General features: G+C 51.5%; 18 protein-coding genes and 1 tRNA gene. 5 read left to right on the top strand and 14 right to left on the bottom strand.

Annotated elements, in window-relative coordinates:
* Positions 1–551: 551 nt before the first annotated feature.
* The 6 genes from H7F31_RS08995 to H7F31_RS08970 form a co-directional block, all read right to left on the bottom strand.
* Entirely contained in the window at positions 552–728 is a 177-nt protein-coding gene (locus H7F31_RS08995) for a hypothetical protein (protein WP_187103870.1), read from the bottom strand.
* Between the two features lie 134 nt (positions 729–862).
* Positions 863–1,633: a sugar phosphate isomerase/epimerase family protein gene (locus tag H7F31_RS08990; RefSeq protein WP_187103869.1), complete on the bottom strand. Its 771-nt coding sequence runs from the start codon at positions 1,631–1,633 to the stop codon at positions 863–865.
* 150 nt (positions 1,634–1,783) lie between these two features.
* Positions 1,784–2,035, bottom strand: a complete 252-nt coding sequence (locus tag H7F31_RS08985) for a DUF7667 family protein (protein WP_187103868.1) — start codon at positions 2,033–2,035, stop codon at positions 1,784–1,786.
* 388 nt (positions 2,036–2,423) lie between these two features.
* Positions 2,424–4,166: an assimilatory sulfite reductase (NADPH) hemoprotein subunit gene (gene cysI, locus H7F31_RS08980; RefSeq protein WP_187103867.1), complete on the bottom strand. Its 1,743-nt coding sequence runs from the start codon at positions 4,164–4,166 to the stop codon at positions 2,424–2,426.
* 62 nt (positions 4,167–4,228) lie between these two features.
* The gene (locus tag H7F31_RS08975; RefSeq protein WP_187105275.1) at positions 4,229–6,115 is read right to left on the bottom strand and encodes an assimilatory sulfite reductase (NADPH) flavoprotein subunit; all 1,887 of its coding nucleotides are present in this window, start codon (positions 6,113–6,115) and stop codon (positions 4,229–4,231) included.
* Between the two features lie 286 nt (positions 6,116–6,401).
* Positions 6,402–6,794, bottom strand: a complete 393-nt coding sequence (locus tag H7F31_RS08970; protein WP_261800359.1) for a c-type cytochrome — start codon at positions 6,792–6,794, stop codon at positions 6,402–6,404.
* A 124-nt stretch (positions 6,795–6,918) separates the two neighbouring features.
* Here H7F31_RS08970 and tatC point away from each other — a divergent pair, with 124 nt between their 5' ends.
* Both tatC and tatA read left to right on the top strand, forming a co-directional pair.
* A complete protein-coding gene (gene tatC, locus H7F31_RS08965) occupies positions 6,919–7,683 on the top strand; it encodes a twin-arginine translocase subunit TatC (RefSeq protein ID WP_187103865.1) in 765 nt (254 codons plus the stop codon).
* 45 nt (positions 7,684–7,728) lie between these two features.
* A complete protein-coding gene (tatA, locus tag H7F31_RS08960) occupies positions 7,729–7,935 on the top strand; it encodes a twin-arginine translocase TatA/TatE family subunit (RefSeq protein WP_087569776.1) in 207 nt (68 codons plus the stop codon).
* A 169-nt stretch (positions 7,936–8,104) separates the two neighbouring features.
* Here tatA and H7F31_RS08955 read toward each other — a convergent pair whose 3' ends face one another.
* Entirely contained in the window at positions 8,105–9,820 is a 1,716-nt protein-coding gene (locus tag H7F31_RS08955) for a GMC family oxidoreductase (RefSeq protein WP_187103864.1), read from the bottom strand.
* A gap of 25 nt (positions 9,821–9,845) precedes the next feature.
* Positions 9,846–10,706 carry a gluconate 2-dehydrogenase subunit 3 family protein gene (locus tag H7F31_RS08950; protein ID WP_256975788.1) on the bottom strand — a complete coding sequence of 287 codons (861 nt, stop codon included), beginning with the start codon at positions 10,704–10,706 and terminating at the stop codon, positions 9,846–9,848.
* A 128-nt stretch (positions 10,707–10,834) separates the two neighbouring features.
* Between H7F31_RS08950 and H7F31_RS08945 the strand changes: the two genes are divergently transcribed.
* The 3 genes from H7F31_RS08945 to gluQRS all read left to right on the top strand — a co-directional run bounded on the left by H7F31_RS08945 (position 10,835) and on the right by gluQRS (position 12,825).
* Positions 10,835–11,548 (top strand): hypothetical protein, encoded by a 714-nt coding sequence (locus H7F31_RS08945; RefSeq protein WP_187103863.1) that lies wholly within the window; start codon positions 10,835–10,837, stop codon positions 11,546–11,548.
* A 123-nt stretch (positions 11,549–11,671) separates the two neighbouring features.
* Positions 11,672–11,748 (top strand) — tRNA-Asp (locus tag H7F31_RS08940).
* 84 nt (positions 11,749–11,832) lie between these two features.
* Positions 11,833–12,825: a tRNA glutamyl-Q(34) synthetase GluQRS gene (gluQRS, locus tag H7F31_RS08935; RefSeq protein ID WP_261800358.1), complete on the top strand. Its 993-nt coding sequence runs from the start codon at positions 11,833–11,835 to the stop codon at positions 12,823–12,825.
* Positions 12,826–12,971: 146 nt separating this feature from the next.
* Here gluQRS and H7F31_RS08930 read toward each other — a convergent pair whose 3' ends face one another.
* The 6 genes from H7F31_RS08930 to H7F31_RS08905 all read right to left on the bottom strand — a co-directional run bounded on the left by H7F31_RS08930 (position 12,972) and on the right by H7F31_RS08905 (position 23,893).
* On the bottom strand, positions 12,972–14,165 hold the full coding sequence (locus tag H7F31_RS08930; RefSeq protein ID WP_187103862.1) for a Gfo/Idh/MocA family protein: 1,194 nt from the start codon (positions 14,163–14,165) through the stop codon (positions 12,972–12,974).
* A gap of 29 nt (positions 14,166–14,194) precedes the next feature.
* Positions 14,195–15,025, bottom strand: coding sequence for a helix-turn-helix domain-containing protein (locus tag H7F31_RS08925; RefSeq protein ID WP_187103861.1), 831 nt, complete (start codon positions 15,023–15,025; stop codon positions 14,195–14,197).
* Entirely contained in the window at positions 15,025–16,989 is a 1,965-nt protein-coding gene (locus tag H7F31_RS08920) for an alpha-amylase family protein (RefSeq protein ID WP_187103860.1), read from the bottom strand. The genes H7F31_RS08925 and H7F31_RS08920 overlap by 1 nt, the downstream gene beginning before the upstream one ends.
* Positions 16,990–17,010: 21 nt before the next feature.
* Entirely contained in the window at positions 17,011–21,036 is a 4,026-nt protein-coding gene (locus tag H7F31_RS08915) for a DUF4838 domain-containing protein (RefSeq protein ID WP_187103859.1), read from the bottom strand.
* A gap of 120 nt (positions 21,037–21,156) precedes the next feature.
* Positions 21,157–22,908 (bottom strand): extracellular solute-binding protein, encoded by a 1,752-nt coding sequence (locus H7F31_RS08910; protein ID WP_187103858.1) that lies wholly within the window; start codon positions 22,906–22,908, stop codon positions 21,157–21,159.
* Positions 22,909–23,005: 97 nt separating this feature from the next.
* Positions 23,006–23,893: a carbohydrate ABC transporter permease gene (locus tag H7F31_RS08905; protein ID WP_187105273.1), complete on the bottom strand. Its 888-nt coding sequence runs from the start codon at positions 23,891–23,893 to the stop codon at positions 23,006–23,008.
* Positions 23,894–23,903 lie beyond the last annotated feature (10 nt).

Raw genomic sequence — 23,903 nt, 5'->3', positions numbered from 1 at the left:
AACTTATACGTCCCGCGGCTCGTCGTTCTCCACAACTTGTACATCCCGCGGCTCGTTATTCTCACCACTCTCCCTAATTGTACATATCTACACAATTTCGCAGACTTTACCTACCCCAGCTCAGCAAATTGTACAAAAATACACAAATACTCGCCCCATATCGAAACTCGGAAGCTTTCCGATCCATAATTTGTGTATAATTGTACAAATTCACGGAAAACTAGCACTTACGCAGTTATATTTGTGTATTTTCGTACAATTGTTAATCGACCAAACGTAACTGAAGAGCAGATGCCAGTGTATATCTGTAATTGTACACGTACGCATAAGATGGATCACGCCCCACACCGTCCCCCGCTTTGTGCTTTTGGTATGTAACTGTTCATTGCGCATAAATAACCGTAATCAAACTGTAGGATCACTGGGACCCGCATTTTAGTCCGTTCTCAAAAGTTATCCACGTGTAGGTAGAGGTCGAGTAGGGAGAACGCTTATGCTTGCCTTGATTTCAAAGCGATAAGGCCTTGCCGTCCTTTGAAGGCCAACGCGCATCATCCCGAGTCAATAAAGTGATAGATGAATTGCAGGCCATGCTCCTTCAGCTTGCGGCCGATGTCGCTGGCAATGCCGGCAAATTCGGCATAACCCGAACCGCCCGAATTTCGGAACGCTTCCGGAACGGAGCCCAGACCGACGTGTACTGGCAATCCAAAGCTTCTGCTTCTCAATCGTGGCTCCCAGATCCGTCGTAAGCGCGTCGTAACCGACATGCGTAGCACAGCCGTATTCAGTCTGGTATAGAAAAAACTAAAAAGCCTTCGGTCCCCGTATCGGAGCCAAAGGCTTTTTTCCTGATTTAATACTATTCCGTCGCCAGGGAGCTCAAATAACGGTAGCTGATCGCCAGGCTTTCGAACGGATCGCGCAAGCAGACATCCTGCTCCACCACATACCATTCCACGCCGATCTCGCGGCAAGCGTCGATGATAGCCGGGAAGTTCATATTGCCTTCGCCGATCTCCGCGAACACTTGTTTGTTGTCGACGATCGCCATGTCCTTGAGATGAACGACACGCATGCGGCCGTCAACCTCACGCACCGCATCTACCGGGCTCGCGCCGCCGGCTTGCACCCAATACATATCCAGCTCGAAGTGCACCGCATCCTTGTCGCTGTCGCCTTGCAGGATGGCCATGCCCGTTCTGCCATCGTAATTCGTATATTCGAAGTGATGGTTATGGTAGATGAATTGCAGGCCATGCTCCTTCAGCTTGCGGCCAATGTCGCTGGCGATGCCGGCAAATTCGGCATAACCCGCGCCGCCCGAATTACGGAACGCTTCCGGAATGGAGCCCAGACCGACGTATTGGCAGTTCCAGAGCTTATGCTTCTCAATCGTTGCTTCCAGATCCGTCGTAAGCGCGTCGTAACCGACATGCGTTGCGCAGATCGTCAGGCCATATTCATCGGCAATCGCTTTCACGATCTCCGGAGCAATGGGGCCGATACCGGACACTTGCACGGCCTCGTAGCCGATTTCCTTCACCTTGCGCAGCGACTCTCTCAGACCTGCCTCATCCTTGCAAAACTCTCTAAGCGTGTATAACTGGGCTGCTATCATCGATTTTTTCATAACAAGCTCGCCGCCTTCTCATCGTTATTGGTAGGGATGCTTAACCTTATACGATGAGTATACCACTTCCAATCGCCGCCGCTTGTCTCGTATTAACGACTGCTGCCGTCCCGTTTGACTCTGGTTGCACTATTGAAAAAATGCTGGAGCTTAAATAAGCTTGGCTTCAATCTGCTCGATCTTGGTGCAAAGCTCTTGATGCCATTCGGCATCTCCGGTCGTGTAGGCGACAAAGGCGACCGACTTGAGCGAATCCAGATTGGAGACAAGATCGAAGTTCACCTTCAGACAATGCTCCAGCTCTCTCTTCTCCAGCGGAGACAACATGTGATACCCTCCGATCGCCCTCGCTTTGAGCGTAAGCTCCGCCATGCGGCGATGCACGGAATGAATGCCAACCATGAAACATTCCTCCTTTGATTAGATCCCATAATCGCGGTCTTATCAGCATGTCCGCTTGGCTGCGATCTCAAACCCATAAATCCCCTATATGCTGCCACTCCCGGCGAACGCCCCATTGTACTCGCTTTTTCATACACATCCGCCTGTACCTGCCTGCCAACGCACCATTGTACTCGCATTTTCATACACATCCGCCCGTCCCTGCCTGCCTACGCCCATTGTACTCGCTTTTTCATACACATCCGGCCCCTTGCCCTGCCATCGCCCTGCAGGGGGCCAAGGACGGTGGAGTCGTTCCCGCCTGGTTCTTTAGCTTAAAAATTAATAAAAGCACGGCCACGCAGGTAAATGCGCAGCCGTGCCGTTAAATTTGTTATCTTGCAACTGATCAACTATGGAAATCGGTGCCGTCCGCGACGGCTTTTACATAACCGCTGCGAATGACGAAGTCGCCGAAATGCTCGCCATGCTCGCGATCCGAAGCGTAGTGGCTCAGGATCGGCTTCAGCGTGTCCAGAATTTCCGTCTCGCCGATGTTCTCGCGATACAGCTTGCTAAGACGATCGCCGGAGAAGCCGGCGCCCAGGTACATATTGTATTTGCCCGGAGACTTGCCGATAAAGGATACTTCGCCCAGCGCCGGACGGCCGCAGCCGTTCGGGCAGCCCGTCATCCGAATATTGATCTCTTCGTCGCGAAGCCCGACTTCCGTAAGCACAGGCTCCAGCTTCTCGATCAAAGTCGGCAGGTAACGCTCCGCTTCCGCCATTGCGAGTCCGCAAGTCGGCAGCGCCACGCAAGAGATGGAGCTGCGGCGCAGGGCAACCAGCTCGGAGCCGTCGGTGATGCCGTACTGCGCCATCAATTCTGCGATTTTCTTTTTTTTCGGAGCGGCGACATTGCCGATGATCAGATTCTGATTTGCCGTCAGACGGAAGTCACCGGTATGAATCTTGGCAATCTCGCGAAGTCCGGTCATCAGCTTGCTTTCTTCGGTATCGATGATCCGTCCGCTATTGACATAAATGGCGAAGTTCCACTTGCCGTTTTTGTTCTTCGACCAGCCGTAACGATCTCCGTTGGATTCAAATTGGAACGGACGGGAAGGCGCAAGCTGCCAGCCGAGACGCTCGTGCAGCTCTTCGACGAACCAGTCGAGGCCGTGACGGTCGATCGTATATTTAAATCTTGCATATTTACGTACGGAACGATTGCCGTAATCGCGTTGAATCGTGATCGTTTTCTCCGCAACGTCGAGAATCTGCTCCGGCGTACAGAAGCCGATGACTTTGCCGAGCTGCGGATAAGTATTGTTATCGCCATGAGTCATGCCCATGCCGCCGCCTACGGTGACGTTAAAGCCGACCAGCTTGCCTTTCTCCATAATCGCGATGTAACCGAGATCCTGCGAGTAGACATCAATATCATTGGATGGCGGCACCGCGATGCCGATCTTGAACTTCCGCGGCAAATATACCGGCCCATACATCGGCTCGACGGCATTGCCGGCAAGGCCCATTTCCGCCTTCGGCTTGTCGCCGGTATCCACCTTCTCGCCATCCAGCCATATCTCGTGATAAGCCGGCGTTTTCGGCGCCAGATGTTTCGTCAGCTGCTCCGACCAGCGATGCACCTCGGCATGCACCTCGGATTGCTCCGGATTCGGCGTACACATGACGTTTCGGTTTACGTCGCCGCATGCCGCAAGCGTCGTCAGCATCACGTCGTTGATCTGACGAATCGTCTGCTTCAGGTTCCACTTCAGCACGCCGTGCAATTGGAATGCCTGTCTTGTCGTCAGGCGGATGCTGCCGCTTCCGTACTTCTGGGCCAGCTTGTCGATCTCCAGCCATTGCTCCGGCGTGGATACGCCGCCCGGCGTCACGACGCGAAGCATAAATTGATACGACGGCTCCAGCTTCTGCTTCTGCCGTTCGTTCCGCACGTCGCGGTCGTCCTGCATGTAGCTCCCATGGAATTTCATCAAGCGGTTGTCCAGGTCGCTCATACCGCCCGTAACCCGGTTTGCCAGCGTCTCGACAAGCGAACCGCGCAAATAATTGCTTTCTATCTTCAACTGCTCGACATCGCTTGGAGTTCCGCCGACTGGTTGTACCTTCTGTTTCGTCATTGCTGCTTCCGCTCCTTCCCGTTTCACCCGTTGCTACCCTCTATGATCAAAAATAAATGATGTTAATAAACATCGCGTTGATAACGCCCGCTTACTTGCAGATCCGCTAAATACGCCGCCGCTGCCTCCGCGTTCAGGCCTCCTTGCTTCTCGACCACGGACAGAAGCGCCGCATGAACGTCATGCGCCATATGTTTTTCGTCGCCGCACACGTAGACATGCGCGCCCTCTAGCAGCCATTTGTACAGCTCCGCGGCATGCTCCAAGATACGATGCTGTACGTATACCTTCTCCTCCGTATCGCGGGAGAACGCCACATCCAGCTTTGTAAGCACGCCGTCCTTCAACATTCGCTGCCAGTCCGTCTGATAGAGGAAGTCGGTTACGAAATGACGGTCGCCGTAGAATAGCCACGACTTGCCGCTGGCTCCCAGCTCCTCGCGCTCTTCCATAAACGCCCGGAACGGAGCTACGCCCGTACCCGGACCTACCATGATTACAGGTGTTTCCGGATTAGCCGGCAGCTTGAAGTTCGGATTATTCTGGATGAAGATCGGCAGCCTGCCGCCTTCCTCCAGCCGTTCGGATACTTGCACGGAGCATACGCCGCCCCGCTTCCGTCCATGCGCTTCATACTCCACCTTGCGAATGGTGACATGCACTTCTTCGGGATGCGCGCTGCCGCTGCTGGCGATGGAATACAGTCGCGGCGGCATCTTGCGAAGGATGGATACAAGATCGGCGGCGGACAGCTTCCAGGGGCCGAAGTCTTGCAGCAAATCCAACAGATCGCGGCCGCTGGTATAAGCTCTCAACGTCGCCTTGTTGTCCGGCAGGATGAGCTCGGCAAGCTTGGCATTTTCCGAGAATGCGGCAGCCTTCTCAAGCAGAGGACGAGTCAATACCGTGACCTCGAACTGAGCCAGCAAGGCGTTGCGAAGCTGTCCTTCTGCCCCGTCCTTGGTCGGTACGACGTTCTCGCTGCCACTCCACTTCATCTCCGCGATAATCGCATCGACGAGAGCAGGATCATTTTGCGGGTAGATGCCGACGCAATCGCCAGGCTCGTAGGTCAATCCGGAGCCCTCCAGCGAAATCTCCAGATGGCGTGTCTCGCGGTCCGAGCCTCGGCCGTTCAGATTAATCGTCGCAAGCACTTCGGCCTGGAACGGGTTGGATCGGGAATATTCCGACTCCGTCGCCGTCGTCGTTGCTGCCGAACCTGCCGGTGCAGCCGATGCAGCTCCTGCAACAGCCGCCGCAGTTGCGGGAGCTGCCGTAACCGCGCCAATGACGCTCGCGAGCCACTGCGATGCCGGCCCGTCGAAGTCAACGTCGCAATCGATACGCGGCGCAAGCCGCTCCGCACCCAGCTCGGCGAGACGATTGTCGAAGTCCTGGCCCGTCTTGCAGAAGAACTCATAGGACGTATCGCCCAGCGCCAGAACGGAGAATTTCATGCCGTCCAGCTTCGGCGCGCGCTTGCTGAACAGGAATTCGTAGAACGTCAGCGCGTTGTCTGGGGGATCTCCTTCGCCATGCGTGCTCGCCACGATGAACAAGTAAGGCGTCTTTTTCAGTCCGTTCGTCTTAAACGCGTTCATCGCCGACAACGTGACTTCGAAGCCTTGTTCCTTCAGCTGCGCGGCCAGCTTGCCCGCCAACCGCTGCGAATTTCCCGTCTGCGAGCCGAACAGGACGGCCGCCTCGCGCGGCAAAGCCGGCGCTGCGGGCTGAGCCGCTTCCTCGGCAGGAATAAGCGCAGCTACCGCTGCCGCCGTCTGCTCCTGAAAAGCTATGGCCGATTCTGCGGAAGCGGTACCCGCCCTATAAAACGCCATATAACCGTTAAGCCATTGAATCTGGGAGTCCGTCAAAGTCGGCAGTAATTTGTTAAGCAGCTCGACCTGCGCTTCGTTAAACGGACTGTTCGTCACCATAAGTTGCAACTGCATCCACCTCGCATCCAATCTGTGCACATCAATTCCAAGTTTACCAGTATGAATTTATGATCTAAAACTACCATAGTCCCTGGTTACGGTCAATGAAATCTGACGAATTCTGTCTATAAGAAATATTGAACCAAAGCGTGAGCTTTTCTTATGTAAGGAGCGGTTATCTCATGTAGCGATTATAATCTGCCTAATGATAATTCCATGGAACTACCAAAAGGCCGCTTCGCCAGACGATCGTTGGATCGCGGCGAAACGGCCTTTTTGTGTTTGGCTCTTCAAGTTACTTTTTCGCCGCGAGCCAGCCCACGAGCGAATTGATTTCTTCGTCGGTCAACTGCCCTTTAAAAGCAGGCATGCCGCCCTTACCGTTTACGATTGTATCCTCAATTTGATCCGCCGTCATTTCGCTGCCGACCTTCTGCAGGTTCGGGCCTACCCCGCCCGCCAGATCAGCGGCGTGACAGCCGATACAACTGTTTTTGTAGACTTCCTCTGCTGCAGCCGTATCCACTGTCGCGCCATTGCCCGCATTACCCTCATTTCCCGGATTCTGGGCATTATTGCCTGTTCCGGCATTGTTCGTGCCTTTATTGGCGTTTCCTCCGCATGCAGCCAAGCTAATCGTTAGCGCAATTACGGCCAACCCCAACACCCATTTGTTCGGACTTCTCACTTGCATACACCTCATTCGTTATTAAAGATGTGGTTACTTTTCCCGATCCGCGACAGGAATATTCGGCTTGGCAAAGTCGAATAAGGCGACGCGCTTTGGACAATCTATAAGAAACGTATGGAAAATGAGGAAATGGGGTGATTCCTTGGAGATGCAGGAAGATATCGTGGGGCATCTCGCCGAGCTAAGGAAACGGCTGATTCTCGTCGCCTGCTGGTTCTTCGTCACGATGTGCGCAGGTCTCTATTTGTCGCCGAAAATCCTGCAGTACATCAAATCCAGCAACGTCTCGACAGAAGTCGAATGGAATGTATTCTCGTTCACGGACGGGCTTTTCATCTACCTTCGCTGCGCCTTCCTGTTTGCCTTTCTGTTCACGCTGCCGCTCTTGCTGTACCAGACTTGGGCGTTCGTGCGGCCGGGCTTGACGGATAAGGAAGCGAAGGGAACGCTCGCATACGTCCCTGCATCGTTCGCGTTGTTCCTTGCGGGAGTGTCTTTCAGTTATTTCCTCGTCTTCCCTATGATGATGCGGTTCATGATGCAAATGAACCATACCGTCGGAGCGGTGGAAACGTATGGTATCGACAAATATTTTGTTTTCCTGTTCAGCGTCGTATTTCCGCTCGGAGTCGCATTCGAAATGCCGATTGTCATGCTGTTCCTGACGCGGCTCGGCGTTCTGACGCCCGAGAGGCTGACAGTAACGCGCAAATACGCCTATGTAGGCCTTGCCGTCGTGGGCTCTTGCATCTCTCCGCCGGACTTCGTCTCCCATCTGTCCGTGACCGTGCCGCTTATTCTGCTCTTCGAGCTCAGCGCGCTGCTGTCGAGACGGTATGCGAAACGTCATTACGCGGTTCCGGTCCTCAGGCCGGATCCTACCTGATCCTGATCCGCATCTTAATTCGCCATTACGAAAGGAGCCAACCTCATGTTCAACAACATCGGCGTATCCGGGCTGATCATTATTTTGCTCATTGCGCTTATCGTGTTTGGGCCGTCCAAGCTTCCCATGCTCGGCCGCGCGTTCGGCGACACGCTCCGCGAGTTCCGCAGTTCAACACGCGGGATCGTGGAGGATGATACGCCTGGCGCTGCCGCCATCGACGTCCAAGATGATTTGAAAAAGCTGCTGTAGCATAACCCGAACCCATAACGAACACGCAAAAACCTCTGTAGCCACCTCGAGTGGAATAGAGGTTTTTTGCCGTCGCAGAAGCACCCGGACGAAACGGCCGGCGTCCTTTGCGACGCGGCTCGTTTCATTCCGGGAAATAGAGAGATGGTCCGGAAAAATGGAAAGCTGCTCACACGAGCAAGCCGCCCTTCTCCCTGTATTTCAAGATGCCTTCGGCCGTACGGTAAGCAAGCGCGCCGACCGTGGCCGTCGGATTGTAGCCGGCATTTTGCGGGAAGGAGCTGGCACCGACGACGAAGACGTTGTCCGCGTCCCACATTTGGCAGTACGTGTTCACCGCCGAGGTCGATGGTTCCGCGCCCATGATGACGCCCCCCGTGTTGTGCGTAGACTGGTAATTCACGATCTCGTATGGGCCGATTTCCTTCAGATAGTCGACATGATCCGCCCCCATCTCCTTCATGATCTCGGCGCTGCGCGCAGCCAAATATACGCCCAGTTCCCGATCCTGCTCCTCGAAGTCGAAGGTAACGCGCATGAGCGGATCCCCAAACGCATCTTTGTACGTAGGATCCAGATCCAGAAAATGATGTTTGAACGACATCGAAGCGCCTTGCCCGCCCACACCGAGCGTTCGGTACGCATAATGAAGCGACTTTGCCTTAAATTCCTTGCCCCAGGTCGCCGTGCCCGACGGCACCGGGTTGTTCTGGATCGGACGGGAGCCCGTCTGCGACAATGCGATCGCTCCGCCGTGAATGAACTTCAGATCGCTATGGTCGAAGTTGTCGCCGTTGTAATCATCCAGCGTAACCCCCAGCGAGCCCGCACCGGCATACGTGTTGAATTGCTGCTTTTCGAAGAAACCCGCCGCGCTGCCTTTAATAACTTGGTAGGCGTAATTTTTGCCGACAACTCCCTTGCCCGTCTCCGGGTTATAACGTTCCCCGAGCTCCGAGAGCAGCAACAGCCTGACGTTATTGAACACGTAACTTGTGACGACGACGATGTCCGCCGGTTGCACAATATCTTCTCCGGTCGTAACGTCCGTGTACATCACTCCCGTCGCCTTGCCGCCCTTGTGCAAGATGCGCCGCACGTTCGAATGGGTGCGAAGCTGGAACTTGCCGGTTTTGTTCGCGACGGGGATGACAGTCACGACAGGATCGGCCTTCGCCCCGTATTCGCAGCCAAACCGTTCGCAATAACCGCAATATTGGCAGGCCGCCCGGGAAATACCATCCGGATTCGTATATCCCTCCGATAGATTGGCCGCCGGCATCATGTACGGGTTCAGCTTCATCCGCTTGGCTGCGTCCTCAAACAATTGAAGCGCCGGCGATTTCTTCATCGGCGGCGTCGGATACGGGTTGCTGCGCGCTCCCCCCAGCGGATTCGGCTCGCCGGAAATGCCGGCCATCTGCTCGAACTTGTCGTAATACGGCTCGAGCTCGTCGTACGTAATGCCCCAGTCCTGAATCGTCATTTCCGCGGGGATTTTGTTTTTCCCGTACTTTTCGATCGTCTTGCTGCGTATCTGGAAATCGTACGGCAAGAAACGATACGTCTGTCCGTTCCAATGAACCCCCGAGCCGCCCAGACCGTCCCCGAGCAGGAACGAGCCGTAGGAACGCATCGGCAGCGCCCTGATCCCCTCATTGCTTCGGAACGTGATCGTTTCCTTGGACAAATCCTGCATCATCTCGTATCTGAGCGCGTAACGCAACTCATCGTGCACCATAAAATAATCCTCGGTCTTGCGGTCCTTGCCCCGTTCAAGACCGACTACGTTTAATCCGGCTTTCGTCAGCTCAGCCGCGATAATGCCGCCGCTCCAGCCGACTCCAATAATGACGACATCCGTTTTCGGTAACGTTTTGGCCATATGTCGCTGTTGTCCCTCCGCTTCGCTAATGGGCCATATGATCTTGCAGACTGATCGGGTCCATCTTCGTATAGTCCTTGTCAATTACAGCCGTATAGCTCATCTGATTGCCGGGGTAACCGCGCATCCGCCAGCCGTTCATGTCCAGGTTGCCTCCGTACAGCGGGTCGCTGTAGGCGCCCTCGAGCGTGTTCGTGCGAAGCATCTTAAAGAAACTGCTCGCCGAGATCGTCGTCAGCTGCACCGCATCCGACTCGAACGCCTTCAATACCTCATCCTGATCTTCCGCAACCAGCTCCGGGAAACTCTTCTGGTATTGCGTCAAACTGTAGTTGTTCAATTCCTTGATGCCGATCTCAATAATTTCGCGCCGCTTCAGCCGTCCCTGATACCCTTGCTCCTTCTCGCCCACGTAGAACGGCGCCTGCATATAGTCGCGCCCGTTAAACCCCCATTCTCCTGCCAGCTGATGGTCGATGAAGTAAGCAACACCGAGCGTTTTCGCTCCGGGGCCGTTCTCGTCCTCGGGAAAAATACGTTCCGTCGCGCTCTCCACGATGCGAAACTGTTCCTGCGTCAGAAACATGAGCGCGCGGTTGTAATTTCGCGGCTGGGCTTTCTCCTCTTCTCCCTTCCCCGGCTCCCCGGTGGGCGTCGGCTCCTCCGAATTGTTCGTGCAGCCGATGAGCGAGCTTAACGCGCCTCCCAGCGCCAGCGTGCCAAGCGTATACCCTGTCGTCTTCAAAAATTTGCGCCGGGAGTTGTTCTTCGCTTCCTGTTCATAGGTCAGCGGTCCTGCCGGATTTGCGGTCGGCTGCTCCATTGTAGCGACAGATCCGTCTTCCGCTTCGCGGTTCGGCTTGTTCTTGCTGCCGGTTGAATCCAATACGATGCACCTCCTGAATGGCAATGGTTTCGTTCGCGATTATTATTTTCCATGGAACGATGAATATTCATTTCGGTGAAAAGCTCATCCTAAATCATGCAGACAGCTTGAATGGAGGTTGATAACAAATGATAATGACGCGAATATGGCTGGCGGGGGCGACGGCAGCCGCTGTGGCCGCAATGCTGCTGCTCGGAGGCTGCAGCGCCGCCATGGATACCGATGACAGAGATCAGATCGAAGCGCATTCCGCGGAACATGAGCACCAGACGAAGATGCTGCGCGATCCTTCCGTCATTCCGAGCGAGAATGGCTTGAAACAGCAAACGACGAACAGGCAAGGCGGCACTACAAATGGAATGGGGACATCGGTGTACGGCATGATCGGCAGCTCCGGACTGCATGCGGCCGGTTTCTCCGCGCATCTGGAATCCCGACTGAGCGGGGCGGGCATTCCGGACGTAAAGGTATTCGTCTTCGACGACACGGTCGTGCTCGCCACGGCGAAACGTACGCCTTCAGGCGCGCGCTATGACAGCGTTCAGATGAAGCTTCTAAGTCCGATCGAAGGGATGTCGGGTCAAGGAACGGCGCCGGGCGAAGGTCTTGGCGGCATAACGGGCACCGATAAGTCCGCCCACGACAACCTGTCTATGGCCGCCGAGCGGATCACCGGTTTCATGGGCGGGGGAGAAGTACGCGTGCTGACCGTGGAGAATGAAATGGCCGTACAGATGATCGACAAAATCCGAACGGAGGCCACGGCCGAGAAACTGTCGCCGACGGCCATCGCGGACGATATCCGCGCGCTGCTGGAGCTGGCGGTGCAAGGAACAAAGTAGTCGCGGGATCGGCATCTGCCGCACCCAAGAGAATTGGTTGCTTCAGGAAAATAAAAGCTTGTCAAACTATACGCCGGCGTGTTAAGATCTTACTTGTGTCCAAGAGGCACAGACTTTAAGTGTGGAGCTGTGGTGTAGAGGCCTAACATGCCTGCCTGTCACGCAGGAGACCGCGGGTTCGAATCCCGTCAGCTCCGCCATTTAAAGTAAAAACATAGGCAAAATAACAAACAGAGCGGCTATGCTGCTCTTTTTTTGCATTCCCTTTAAGGTGAGGGTGAACCATGTCGAAGCAACTGGACCATCATCAGCCAATCATACGCCGCGGACGTTTCGCGCCTACGCCGTCAGGGCTTCTGCATATCGGCAACGCCTTTGCCGCGTTGGTTGCCTGGCTTCAAATTCGGCAAGCCGGCGGCGAGTTTCTGCTCCGCATCGAGGACATCGACAAGCCGAGGTCGCGTCCCGCTTTTGCAGAGCAGCAGCAAGACGACTTGCTCTGGCTCGGACTCGACTGGGACGAGGGGCCGCGGATTGGCGGGCCCTTCGCCCCTTATGAGCAGAGCCTTCGCGATGAGCTTTACGAGGAGGCTCTGGCGCGGCTGAATGCTGCCGGCCGCCTTTATCCTTGTTATTGCAGCCGCGCGGAGCTCGCCTCCATCGCCAGCGCCCCGCATGGCTTGTCGTCGGAGGGGCCGGCTTATCCCGGTTTCTGCAGGCATCTTACGCTGGAGGAGCGCACAGCCAAAGAAGCCCGCAAGGAACCCGCGCTCCGCTTCGTCATGCCGAGCGAGCCGATCGCTTTCGTCGACGGCTTTGCGGGAGCACGCTCCTATGATGGCGACGCGCTGGGCGACTTCGTCGTCAAGCGCGCCGATGGCTTGTTCGGCTACCAGCTCGCCGTCGTCGTTGACGATGCCGCCATGGGCATTACCGATGTCGTGCGCGGCGCCGATCTGCTCGACTCCACGCCCAGGCAGCTGGCGCTCTACGATGCGCTCGGTTTGAAACCTCCAGCCTTCGCCCATGTACCGTTGCTTGGCGATGCCGGCGGCGAGCGTTTCTCCAAGCGCGACAAATCGCTAACGCTGGCCTCGCTTCGCGGCGAAGGCATCATGGCCGAACGGCTTGTCGGCCTGCTGGGGCATATCGCCGGTTGGCTCGACAAGCCGGAGCCCGTGCGCGCGTCCGAGCTTGTCTCTCACTTCGCGCCAATACGAACTAGCGAGCAGCCTCTGCCCATCCATGACAATATGCTGCATTGGCTGCGGAGTTAGTGCCTGCCGCAGAAGAAATGCCCGGCTTACCGACAGGAGGCCGTTAAAAGAACTTGCACTTCTCTTCTCCGGCAAGTCTCTCAAAGTAAAAAAAGGCATCCCATCCCATAGATCAGGGAGATGGATGCCTTTTTTTCTGCTTGAGATTAGTAACCCCGATTTTTAGTAAAGTTCGGAAACTTGATGGGTTTGCCATTCGCCGCTACGGACTGCACCGAAAGCGGAAATACGCAGCTTATTGCTACAGCATCATAAACATCGATAGCCGGTCGTCTCCCTTCAAGCACTGCGGACACAAATTCCTCCATGACGAAATAATCGCCGCCAAACCCGGCTTCTTCTGCTTTGGCTCGATCATTTTTCCATGAAGGATGCTCGTACTCGGAAGCAAGGTCCCAAATGGATTGCCACCCCACCGTACCTTGATACGATCTGTCAGGCGATCGGCTATCCAGCCAAACGAGCGGATCCTCCCCGTCGCGTCGTGCCGCCAGATAAGCGCCTTTTGTCCCTTGAAGCCCGAAATGCGCGTAATTAAATGGACGAGCGGAGGAAAAGTCGTTTCGCAAATAAATGACAGCGCCTTGCTTGGTGCGTATCAAGGTGAGCGAAGAATCTCCTTGTTTCCAATATTCCGGCGCCGCGCCCGAATGATCCGATCCAAATATTTCCGCAAAGTAGCCTGCCTGGGATGATGGCTCTGACACAAAAGTCGTCATATAGTCGAACTCGTCGCCGCGATGTATGCCGAGCCATTGGGATACGGGACCCAGCGAATGGGTAGGGTAATTGTTTCCATTATAATCCCGCAGCATCTCGCCTCTCCACGTCAACTGCCCCGCTTCATTATGAGATATCGCTCTCAGGTCATGAATATAGCCGCATTCTGCATGGGTGATTTGACCGAACTCTCCGTGATCCACCATGTTCTTGACCATCATATTCAAGCGGAAATAATTAAAGTTTTCTGCCATCATGTAAATCATTCCGGTTTGCTCTACCGTCTCGACGAGCTCCCAGCAATCCTCGATGGTGTGGGCAGCAGCGACCTCGCTTAAAACATGTTTTCCCGCTTTCATCGCCTGTACAGCCTGCTTGGCATGCAGCATCATCGGAGTAGCCAGCAGCACGGCATCGATGCCAGCATCCTCAAGTAATGAATCAAAACTTGTGTATGTTTTAATATCCGGGTTGCTTATTCGCCAATTATTTAATACGGCCTCGTTAAGATCGCATACAGCGACCATTTGTACTTTGTCTTGCATCATCGAAACTGATTTACGATAACTGCTTCCGCGGACTCCGCCCACGACAGCCAATCGGACTGGTTGATTCCCCATATTTGTGCTCTCCCCCTGAAAATATCAGCTTATTGCGGCATAATAGCAGAACGATTCCGATATTCAGTCGGCGTCATGCCGGAGTGATGTCTAAAAAACTTTGCAAAATAATCGGGTTCGATCCCGACCCTTTCCGCAATTTCATATACGCTCATTCCTGTAGAGGAAAGGAAAATGCATGCATGCTCAAATCTCAATTTCGTGATGTATTGCATTGGAGGACAGCCAACCATCGTCTTAAATACCTGTATGAAATAATGAGGATGGAAATGAACGAGACTGGCTAATCTCTCTACTGACAGTTTTTCCGACAGATGTTTGTCGATAAACTGCAGCACAACGTTAACCGCGTCCAATGGAGAGTGCCCATTATCGGCAAACTTGCAAAGCTGGCTGTTCTCGATATAGGTACATAGAAGCCCAAGCAAAATCGTTTTGCAGCGCAAGGCTGAAGTCTTATTTTTGGCGGCTGCATAATGGCAGAGCTGACGGAACTGCTCTTCGATTGCTTGCTTATCTTTTACATCAATGACGGCAGACAATTTCAATAAATCGAAAAGCCTGGTTTCCCCAAGCGAAGCTGTGAAATGGCAGTAATACTTGGAGAAATATTCATCATCGGAGAAAGTCGTGAGATTCGTCCCTTCCGGCAATAACACCAGTTGGCCGCTCAAGGGCTGAATCACTTCATGATCGGCGCGAATCACGCAGCTCCCGTCGACAATATAGTAAAGGAGATTGTACTCATGCTTCATATTCGCATAAGACCAATTTGTACCAACTCGCCTGTAGGATACCGTAAAAATGGATGTTTGAATGTTGGTGAGATACTCTCCCAATCTTTCACTCATTTGATCCATTAGATTTCCTGCTCACCACGCTCCACGACTACCATCGCATATCCAACGACTTCAGGCAGCGGAATGCGGATGTAACCATCGGAAATGTCGTAAGCGAGCGGCTGCTTCGTTGGAGCCAGGTATACCTCCTTGGCGCTCTCCCCTCTAATGCTAACCACTCCGCCATGCAGGACGGAATGCTCCTCGATCACATTATATTTGCCTCTCAATTCCGGATAAGTCACTTTAACGTGGATCATTTCCATGTTGTCTTTAGCAGTGACCGATACTCGCGCTGTAGACGGAATATTCTGATACTTGATGACCGGATTAGAGAGCAGCTTTTCCAAGCAATATTTCAGAACATATTTGTGCTCTGGCATCGCATATTCGCTATATCCGCTGAACAGTTGAAAATTAATTTGGAATACGTATCCGGAGCGCAGTATTGCCGGATGACCTGTATATTTATCCGGCGGCGTATAAAATGTGCCGTGAAATCCGTCCCACTTGCGATTGAAATAAGGCTGGTAGTAATCGGCGATGGTTTGCGATCCCTGTTTTCTGCTCATCAAAATGCCTTGATTGTAAATCGCGCACAAACGTTCCGGCATGAGCTCCTTATCGCCGTCCAGCATTTTGAAGTATGAGGCATTCCACGGGTCGGGACCGTCGTAGCTCATGTCCCAGCTATCCATAGCAAATGCGGTCTTCTCCGGATTCAAGCCGGAGTAGCCCGTGCTGATGATTCCGCCTCCTTTGGCTTGATGCGCTTCGAGCTTTGCCTCAAGCAATTTAGTAACCGGAATAACATCGGGAAGAATGATCACCTTATATTTGGATAGATCCGCTCTCTCATCGATGATGTCAAATGTATATTTCAACTCTCCCAACATTCTCGCCGCCGCATTCAAGATCGCCTGCCCCTGCGGGAACGCCACATTGTTGGCGCCCATATCGCAGCCTTCCGGCATGATGATGCCAATTTCCGCCACGGCGCGAGCATAGTCCGTCCAAGGCTCATATCGCTCGATATCGGTATACACCTCTCCAACGAGACGATAGACATCCGGCTCTAGCCCGTCTCGGGGATGCATATGATCGCCAACCGATGTCGTCAGTCCGTTGCTGATCGCATCCCAGCAGTCGTACTCAAGCGAAGCCTTGCTTTTCAAACCACCGAAATCTCCCCAGCTGGCATGGAACCGCCCCGTCATATACACGACTTGTTTGCCCAGGTTACGCGCATAAGCAGCTTGCGCGGCAAAATAATCATAGCTCCATGCACCCGGCAAACATTCAATTTCGATATGCGAGCCTAACCCTTCACAGTTGATGTGGCCTAGTCCATTCGGAAAGAAGAACATATCCTCCCTGATCGATCGCTTCACATCCCAGAAGAAGTCTATCGCAGTCTGCTTCATAAAAGCAGCCGCGTCTTGATCGTTTAATGGATCCATCCCGCGTTCATGCATGCTTTCATTGCACTCGTTCCCATAGCAAGGGTTAATCAGGATGCAATCGAGAAAAATGCCGTCTACCGGATACATCTCGGTTACTTCTTTAATCATGCTAAGCAAATAATCGCGATAACCCGAATTCAAGCACATTAACCGGAAGAAGTTCGCCGTCCGATCTCCCTCGATGATTTGCCCCTCTTTATTTACAAGACACCATTCTCTATGTTTTCTAGCCATCTCATGGTCCAAGCCCACATTGAAATAAGCGACAACGCCTATGCCCAGCTTGTGGCACTCTTCGACCATCTGCCCAAGCATATCGAATTTCATATGGGGATGAGGCAATCCTATTTTCGTAGGGTAGTATGCAAACCCCAAGTTGCATTTGGCAAACACATTAACAAAGTCCACCTTAGCGTCTTTAAGCGTCCTCGCGAACTGTTTAGCGTCAAAATTTTCTCCGAAATCCGGTATGTTGGGCAAGGTATGAAAATCTATATGAACGGCCCGTTTAATTAATCTCATAAAATAACCTCCAAATATTACTTAATTCGTAAGCTTATACAAGTAAACATCATCGATGTACAGCTTCTCGCCAAGAGAGAACCCTGAATGATTAATCGTAAATATGATGTCGTCAGGCACTTCACCGTTATAATCAGATGCGATTTCAAAAATATGCTCGAATTGCACCCATCGACCCGGCATCCACGAAACCGGCCTCTCGACCGACTTGCTTTCAGCAAGATTGACGTCATCTTTCCTTATCGTGGTGACGATTTGAATCTTTCCAGACGTATTTGAGTCCATCGGTACATAGTAACTAAGGACCGCTTTATACTTGCCTGGCGCAATCGGGATAACCTTGAAAGGACTGCTATCGGACGAAACCACGCTTGTCTCCAGGCTAAAGCTGCCCGAACGCTTGAGTGTGCTTGACCGCAAAGTAGTCGAACCATCTCCAAGGAAACGAACATACCAGTCGGACGCTAACCATGGTTGATCTACAACACTTGATTCAATCGATGGATTCGTGATCAAATTATTCCCCTCTACCAGATGAACGGGTCTGAAGCTTTTAGCATTCCAAGGAGCGCCGCCTCCCCAGCCCAAAAACATGGACTGACCGTGGTAATTCCGGAAGAAGAATCCCATTAGCGTCTTGGACACGCTCGGATCAACGCCAATGCTGGAGAACGGAATCACTTGGATGACATTCCAGCGATCCGCTTTCATTTCAGCACTTGTCTCCCAGCTATTATTTACGCCTGGCACTGGACCCGTCGGGCTTGAGTTGTAAATGAATTTGACAGCCTTCGGATTCGTGAAGAAGCCGGTATACCCTGCGGACACATCGCCTGTCACATAGGTTTCAACCGAATCATCCGCAACTCGCCACCATCCTCCCGGTGCGTCGTCATTGACAATGACGCCTGACATGTCAGGATCAAAGTTTTCATACCCGACATAGAGATTGCTGTCATCCCAAAGCAAGTACATCCTCGTCTCGCCCGGAGGAGCTTCCGTGGAAGTCATATTTAGAAACTCGGTAATCGGCTCCGCGTTCACCCACGGTCCCTGACTGAAGTCGAGCGCTGCCAGGATCTGCGCTTTCGTAGCAGTCGTTTTTACCGCGGTTGCTGTATATTGATTAAGACTGTCGAGATACGCTAGTACTTGCTGGAAGTCTGCGAGGAATACGCTGTTAGGATCTGTAATCGTGTTTGCATAGCTTTCGAGCGCATCAATCAGCCCTTCCTGTACACCATCCCACTTGCCGGCGTATTGTGCGTATGTTGTCAAATTAAGAATCGGATCGCCTTTGAATTGCTGCGTGATGACCTGACGTTTCATCGCCATATCGAAACTTTGTTTGAGGTCGTCCAGCATAGCGATCGCATCTTGTTCATTTGTTGGCGCATCGACAGCCCCCCTTGGGTAGCTGAGCGCCGATGCTTCGTAAAGCTCGAATGCGCGCAAGAGCTTCTCGGCACGAACTTTTTGCTTAGCAGTTATCGCTTTGGCTACTACCGACTCTAGCAAGCGACGGCTTTCACTCAAATCTTCCTTTGTTACCGCTGTTAAATAGCTATGATCAAGCAAGTTGAGATAGTTCGGTCTAGTAGCAGAGTTTTTCCAATTGAGATACCAGCTTGTCTCGAATACGCGATCTGTCCAAAAATTTTCCCAAAGATCGTAGTAAGCCTTCAAATCAGACGCTGCGTTTACGCCAACCGTTCTTTCATACCATTCGCTTAACAGCAGATCGACATCTTGATCCGAATTCCACTGAAGCTTAGCCGAAAGCCATGGCTTTGGTCCTTCTCCGAAATTCGGATATAGCTCCGCCACATGAGCCTTTACACCATGTTCCTCGGCATACTTGTAGGCCTCCGCCATCTTGTTCATATACACGCGCGGCAGATTGTACGGGTTTCCAAATAAATACTCATAAAACCCTATATTATCCGCTTTCTGTTGCCAGCGCTCGGTTAATTCATTCCCGATTGTCTCTATATCCGGGTCGATCCAGGACATACGATCATCCGTAATATATGGAATGACATGGGAATTCAGCTTTGTCGTAGGCGGATCATATACATTCCAATAGGCTAACAATCCGAAATACTTGTCGGGATATTCCTCCAATACCCCTTCCACGACTTGATTTACCCACGAATAATAAACATCCGACATGTCCGGGATACCTATTGAATTGATTTTGCCGTTTGTACGCGCTATGTCAGACGCACAATAGTTGTTGCTATCATTGATCCCGAGAGAGAACGACTTTTCTTCTGGGAAATTGTTAAAAAAATCTTTAATTCGCCAAATGGCCGCATCGGCTGTATCGTCGTTGAAGCATGGCTGCCACGCATAAGGATGTGTAGGCACAACTCCGCCTGGATAGTATTCAGGATTATTGGCGAATACCTTCGGATCAAACAGAACATTTAAGTAGTGATGGAACTTAACCACATCATGCATCCGGTTATACTTGGCCCAATCCGCAGTCGTTTGCAGAGTATACCAAGCCTCTGTGCCAAAAAAGTGGCGAGACATCACTGCAGGCTCATCGATCACCGTACGGAATGGAATAATAATATCATCATGCAGCGGCACATCTTCTCCATCCGGTCCCGGCATTAACCAACGAACGCCCACATACCTTTCAAGAAACTCATAAACACCTATTTCCGTTCCCCAATCATTAGGTCCGCTAATCGATAGTGTATTCCGGTAAGGCATAATAACAAAACCATCATCGCTTAGGCTTTGCAGTCTGAATGCCATAACTGCCTCTGTCCCAGGGGCACCGGACCCAATATAAACCCGTACGTCGCCGTCGTACTGCGTGCCGGATGCTGTCAGCTGCGCCGTAGTCAAAATCGGCAAATCTGCACCTGTGGATTTCTTCACGTATTCAGCCATTATACTGGCGGCAGAGCTTAAGTTGGCGTCATCAACAACAATGACCGCATTGGCCTGACTATTCTCCACAACATCAAGATTTTGTCCAGGTTCAATGGTTACATTAACATCGGAAGCTGCGCCGCTGGTTACGTTGAGTGCAGACGATATGCCATCGGAGTAATTATCCTTCGATACAATAATCGTGTAATTGCCGATCGGTACATCATTGAAGCTGAAAGCCCCTGCCGCAATCGTTGTCGTCGTCTTCGATACAGAGCCGCTAAGCGTTACCGTCGCGCCTTCAATTCCGATATTGTCAGTACCATACACGTGACCGGTAACCGTGCCATAAGCCGGAGTCGGTTCTGGCGATGCTGTAGGTCCTAGAGTTGCTGCCGGACCTGGCGTTGCCGTTGGAACTGGCGAACCTGTTGGTACTGGTGTTGCTGAAGCTGCAGGCGTTGTCGTCGGTTCCTGCTGATCTTCTAGCATGGAAATCACGCGATCCAGCACAACGATCGCTTCGGCACGTTTCATGGACGACTTGGGCCGAAAGCTTCCATTGCTGAATCCCACCATAATCTTTTTATCGGAGACTGCTCCCACCGCAGCTTTTGCCCACTTGGCAATTTGATCGGAATCGTCAAATGCATCGGCTGCAGCGCTCTTATTGTCGAGCTTCATCAAACGGCTGATCATGAGCGCTGTTTCCTGTCGGCTGATCTCCCGTTTCGCACCGATTGTGCCGTCTGCGTTGCCTTGTATGTATCCGGCTTTCACGGCTATAGCGACATTATCATAAGCCCAATCGGACGGCTTCAAGTCAGTAAAGCTGATGGGCGCCTTATCCTTAAACCCCATTGCACGGTTAATTAGGGCAATCAATTCCCCCCTTGTAATCGGATTATCCGGTTTAAACGTGCCATCCGAATAACCTTGAACAAGTCCCTTATTTCTCCATTCGAGCAGTTGTTTCTCCGCCCAATGACCACTTATATCCGATGGTTCAGCCGAGGCGGATAGAGTTGCCTGAGCTTTATCCGCAGCATCGGCCTTGCCATCCGCTGACGCGCCATACACGGTACCGAAGCTAGAACCTATTAAACTCACAAGCAAGAGAAACATTGCACATTTCCCACCAAGCTTCTTCATTTTCATTGTTTCTTGCCTCCCATCCAACTAGATGAAACCGTTTATTGGACATCCCAAAAACGGGGATAAGATGTTATAACTCCCATCCCCTTGTTTCACTGCTGCTGCGACAATTCGCACAACTGCTTATTTCTTAACGCGATTTATGGACTGCTGCCATACTTTATCCCAATATTCCTTGGACTTGTCGAGCCCCAGCTTGTTGAGCTCGTTTATGACATTTTTCTTTTCTGTTTCGTAATCCGCTTCCGATTTGGCAAGTATCACTTTCGGCATCGCTTTCCACATATAATCTTTAATCGAATCGTCGATTCGTTTAATATCATCCGGCGGCGTGCCTACAGCCACTCCCCCCGATGTATCAAACAACGATATTTTAATTTTTCCTTGATCCGCCATTTTTTCTATAGCATCTCCTGGATACTCCCCGCCATAATGCTTCGCATAATCAAGCTGGTAGCCCTTCCAATCCGTACTTTCAATGCTTGATTCAGAGTTTAGATCAAAAGCTATTCCTTCATCGGAATTTACAGTATAGTCACTCAATCCGTAAATGAGCGCATACTTAGTTACGCCGATCTTTTCCGCTTCATCCACATTTACACGAGCTTTTAGGAAACTATCGGTGTATGCCGCTTGGTTATCAACGATATCCCAATGTTTTCCTTGAATACCTCTTGATAATAAGTTCATCCCTTCATTGCTGTACAAATAATTTAGAACCTCCATTGCTTTTTCAGGATTTTTGGAGTTTTTAGCAATGGCAAACGCTCTTCCCGCCTTACCGATTATGGACACATTTGTTTTGTAAACGTAATGATTTTCCATAGGAAGGGTGACAAATCCAGCGTCAGGTATGTCAGCAAGCGCTTCGTTCGCCCCTGCCTGCCACCAAGCCCCTATACCGGATAAAACTTGCAGATTAGTTTGCTTATTCTGGTATTGATCCAGGTTTTGAATAAATGATTCCGGATCCAGCAGGCCCATCTGATTCGCTTTAAAGAAATACTTCATGCTATCCCAGAATGCGCCCTCTTCATTAGCCAAGAAATTATAGAAGTTGTTATCCGCATCAATCAGGTAGTTTCCTGCGCCTTCCATGTAGCCTTGCGAGAGCGACATTTGAATGTAGAATGGCCATAGCCCCCAGCCCGCCTTGTCGACAAATGAAGATACGCCATATACTTTTTTACCATCTGCTGTGGTCGGATGCTTCTCCTGCATCGCTTTTAGAACAGCGAGCAAATCATCGGGACTTTTAATTTCCGGGAAGCCTAGCTCCTTGTAGTAATCCCATCTTGTCAGATAGCCTGCACCGTAATCAGCGTATGGCACATCGGCGACCATTTCTTTCGTAGCGCCCACTTGCATCGGAAGCAAATAGAGCTTGCCGGTATCCGAGCTTAAGTATTGGCGATAATAATCGAGCGCTTCCGCATTTTTCGCGATATCTTTCCCCTTGCTCTGAATGAGATCGTCGAGAGGAAGAATAAGACCCCCTTCAATCAACTGCTTGTAATCCTGATCGAATACGACCATAATATCCGGCAGCTCCCGACTTGCCATCATCAGCTTGAATCTATCGGTATTCTGATTGATAAAATCGATTTCGACGCCTAGCCTTTTCTCCAGTTCCAGCATCACCTCATCTGTCTGACGCCCTTCGGTCTTTAATGGAACATTTGAGTAGTAGAAAGAAAGCTTTACCGGTTCTTTGTTCTGGCCGGCATCCGGTGTCGCCTGCTCCTTCTCCCCTTCGGTTCTAGCACTTGACGTTGCAGTGGGTTCTGTCTTTCCACTATTATTGCCGCTGCAACCTGCAACTACGAAAATCATGATCATGGAAACCATTAGCAGTACTGCTTTTTTTCTGATCATTCTTAGTCCTCCCATAGTCATTTAGCAAGCTATATTGAAAGCATGTCTTAAAAAATCGACATTGCAGTTCAATCATTCCATTCCCTATAGCCATGCACTAGCCTTTCACTGCCCCTAACATAATTCCTTTAACAAAAAAGCGCTGCATAAAAGGATAAACAAATAGGATAGGCAAGGTTACGATCATCGTCATTGTCATTTTGATGGATTCCGGCGTTAATCGATGACTCGCGTTCTTATCCAGAAAATCCGACGGATTAATATTTGATACGGCGGTCGCGGAATTCAAATAGTTGTAAAGCATGACCTGAAGTGTCTGCAGGCTCTGTTTGGAGACGAGAAAGTAATTATCTTGCCACGCATTCCACTGGCCGACAGCGGCAAATACGGCAATTGTTGCGATAATCGGCATCGACAGCGGTACGATAATTTTCTGGAAGATCGTCCAATATCCTGCACCATCAATCATCGCGGATTCTTCTAAGGCTGCCGGCAATTGTTCGATATAGGTTTTGATGAGTACAATGTAAAAGCCGCTGATCGCCGAAGGCAGAATATACAGCAGGAAATTGTTGTCGAGATGCAGAAACCTCATTGTCAAATACCATGGAATGAGGCCGGCGTTGAAATAAAGCGTAATGACCACGAAACGATAGATGAATTTACGAAGATACAATTCCTGTTTGGTTACGATATAGGAAAAAAAAGTACAGCAAGCAACCGTGATAAACGTTCCGATTACAGTACGAAGCACGGAAATGTACAGCGTCGAATACAAGGTTTTCATTTGCAGCAATTTTTCGTAATTGACGAAGTTGATCCCTTTAGGCAACAGCAGCAGTCCGCCTGCCGCTTTCACAGGATCGCTGATCGTATAAATCAAAATGTAATAGAATGGATAGGTGCAAGCGATTGCAATAATCAAAAAGAAAACGAGATTGCATCCGCGAAATAAAACTTCCCATAGATTTGTATGTTTATTAATCAAGTGACCA

It is taken from the genome of Paenibacillus sp. PAMC21692, from assembly GCF_014303795.1.
GTDB classification, from domain to species: Bacteria; Bacillota; Bacilli; order Paenibacillales; family Paenibacillaceae; genus Pristimantibacillus; species Pristimantibacillus agaridevorans.
Note: the sequence above shows the minus strand (reverse complement) of the source record. Positions and strands in the feature narration are given on the sequence as shown.

Excerpts from the sequence above, each read along its gene's own strand:
- H7F31_RS08990 (WP_187103869.1), bottom strand. The coding sequence starts at position 1,633 with ATGAAAAAATCGATGATAGCAGCCCAGTTATACACGCTTAGAGAGTTT.
- H7F31_RS08985 (WP_187103868.1), bottom strand. The coding sequence starts at position 2,035 with ATGGTTGGCATTCATTCCGTGCATCGCCGCATGGCGGAGCTTACGCTC.
- cysI (WP_187103867.1), bottom strand. The coding sequence starts at position 4,166 with ATGACGAAACAGAAGGTACAACCAGTCGGCGGAACTCCAAGCGATGTC.
- tatC (WP_187103865.1), top strand. The coding sequence starts at position 6,919 with ATGAGGAAATGGGGTGATTCCTTGGAGATGCAGGAAGATATCGTGGGG.
- tatA (WP_087569776.1), top strand. The coding sequence starts at position 7,729 with ATGTTCAACAACATCGGCGTATCCGGGCTGATCATTATTTTGCTCATT.
- H7F31_RS08955 (WP_187103864.1), bottom strand. The coding sequence starts at position 9,820 with ATGGCCAAAACGTTACCGAAAACGGATGTCGTCATTATTGGAGTCGGC.
- H7F31_RS08945 (WP_187103863.1), top strand. The coding sequence starts at position 10,835 with ATGATAATGACGCGAATATGGCTGGCGGGGGCGACGGCAGCCGCTGTG.
- gluQRS (WP_261800358.1), top strand. The coding sequence starts at position 11,833 with ATGTCGAAGCAACTGGACCATCATCAGCCAATCATACGCCGCGGACGT.
- H7F31_RS08930 (WP_187103862.1), bottom strand. The coding sequence starts at position 14,165 with ATGGGGAATCAACCAGTCCGATTGGCTGTCGTGGGCGGAGTCCGCGGA.
- H7F31_RS08925 (WP_187103861.1), bottom strand. The coding sequence starts at position 15,025 with ATGGATCAAATGAGTGAAAGATTGGGAGAGTATCTCACCAACATTCAA.
- H7F31_RS08920 (WP_187103860.1), bottom strand. The coding sequence starts at position 16,989 with ATGAGATTAATTAAACGGGCCGTTCATATAGATTTTCATACCTTGCCC.
- H7F31_RS08915 (WP_187103859.1), bottom strand. The coding sequence starts at position 21,036 with ATGAAAATGAAGAAGCTTGGTGGGAAATGTGCAATGTTTCTCTTGCTT.
- H7F31_RS08910 (WP_187103858.1), bottom strand. The coding sequence starts at position 22,908 with ATGATCAGAAAAAAAGCAGTACTGCTAATGGTTTCCATGATCATGATT.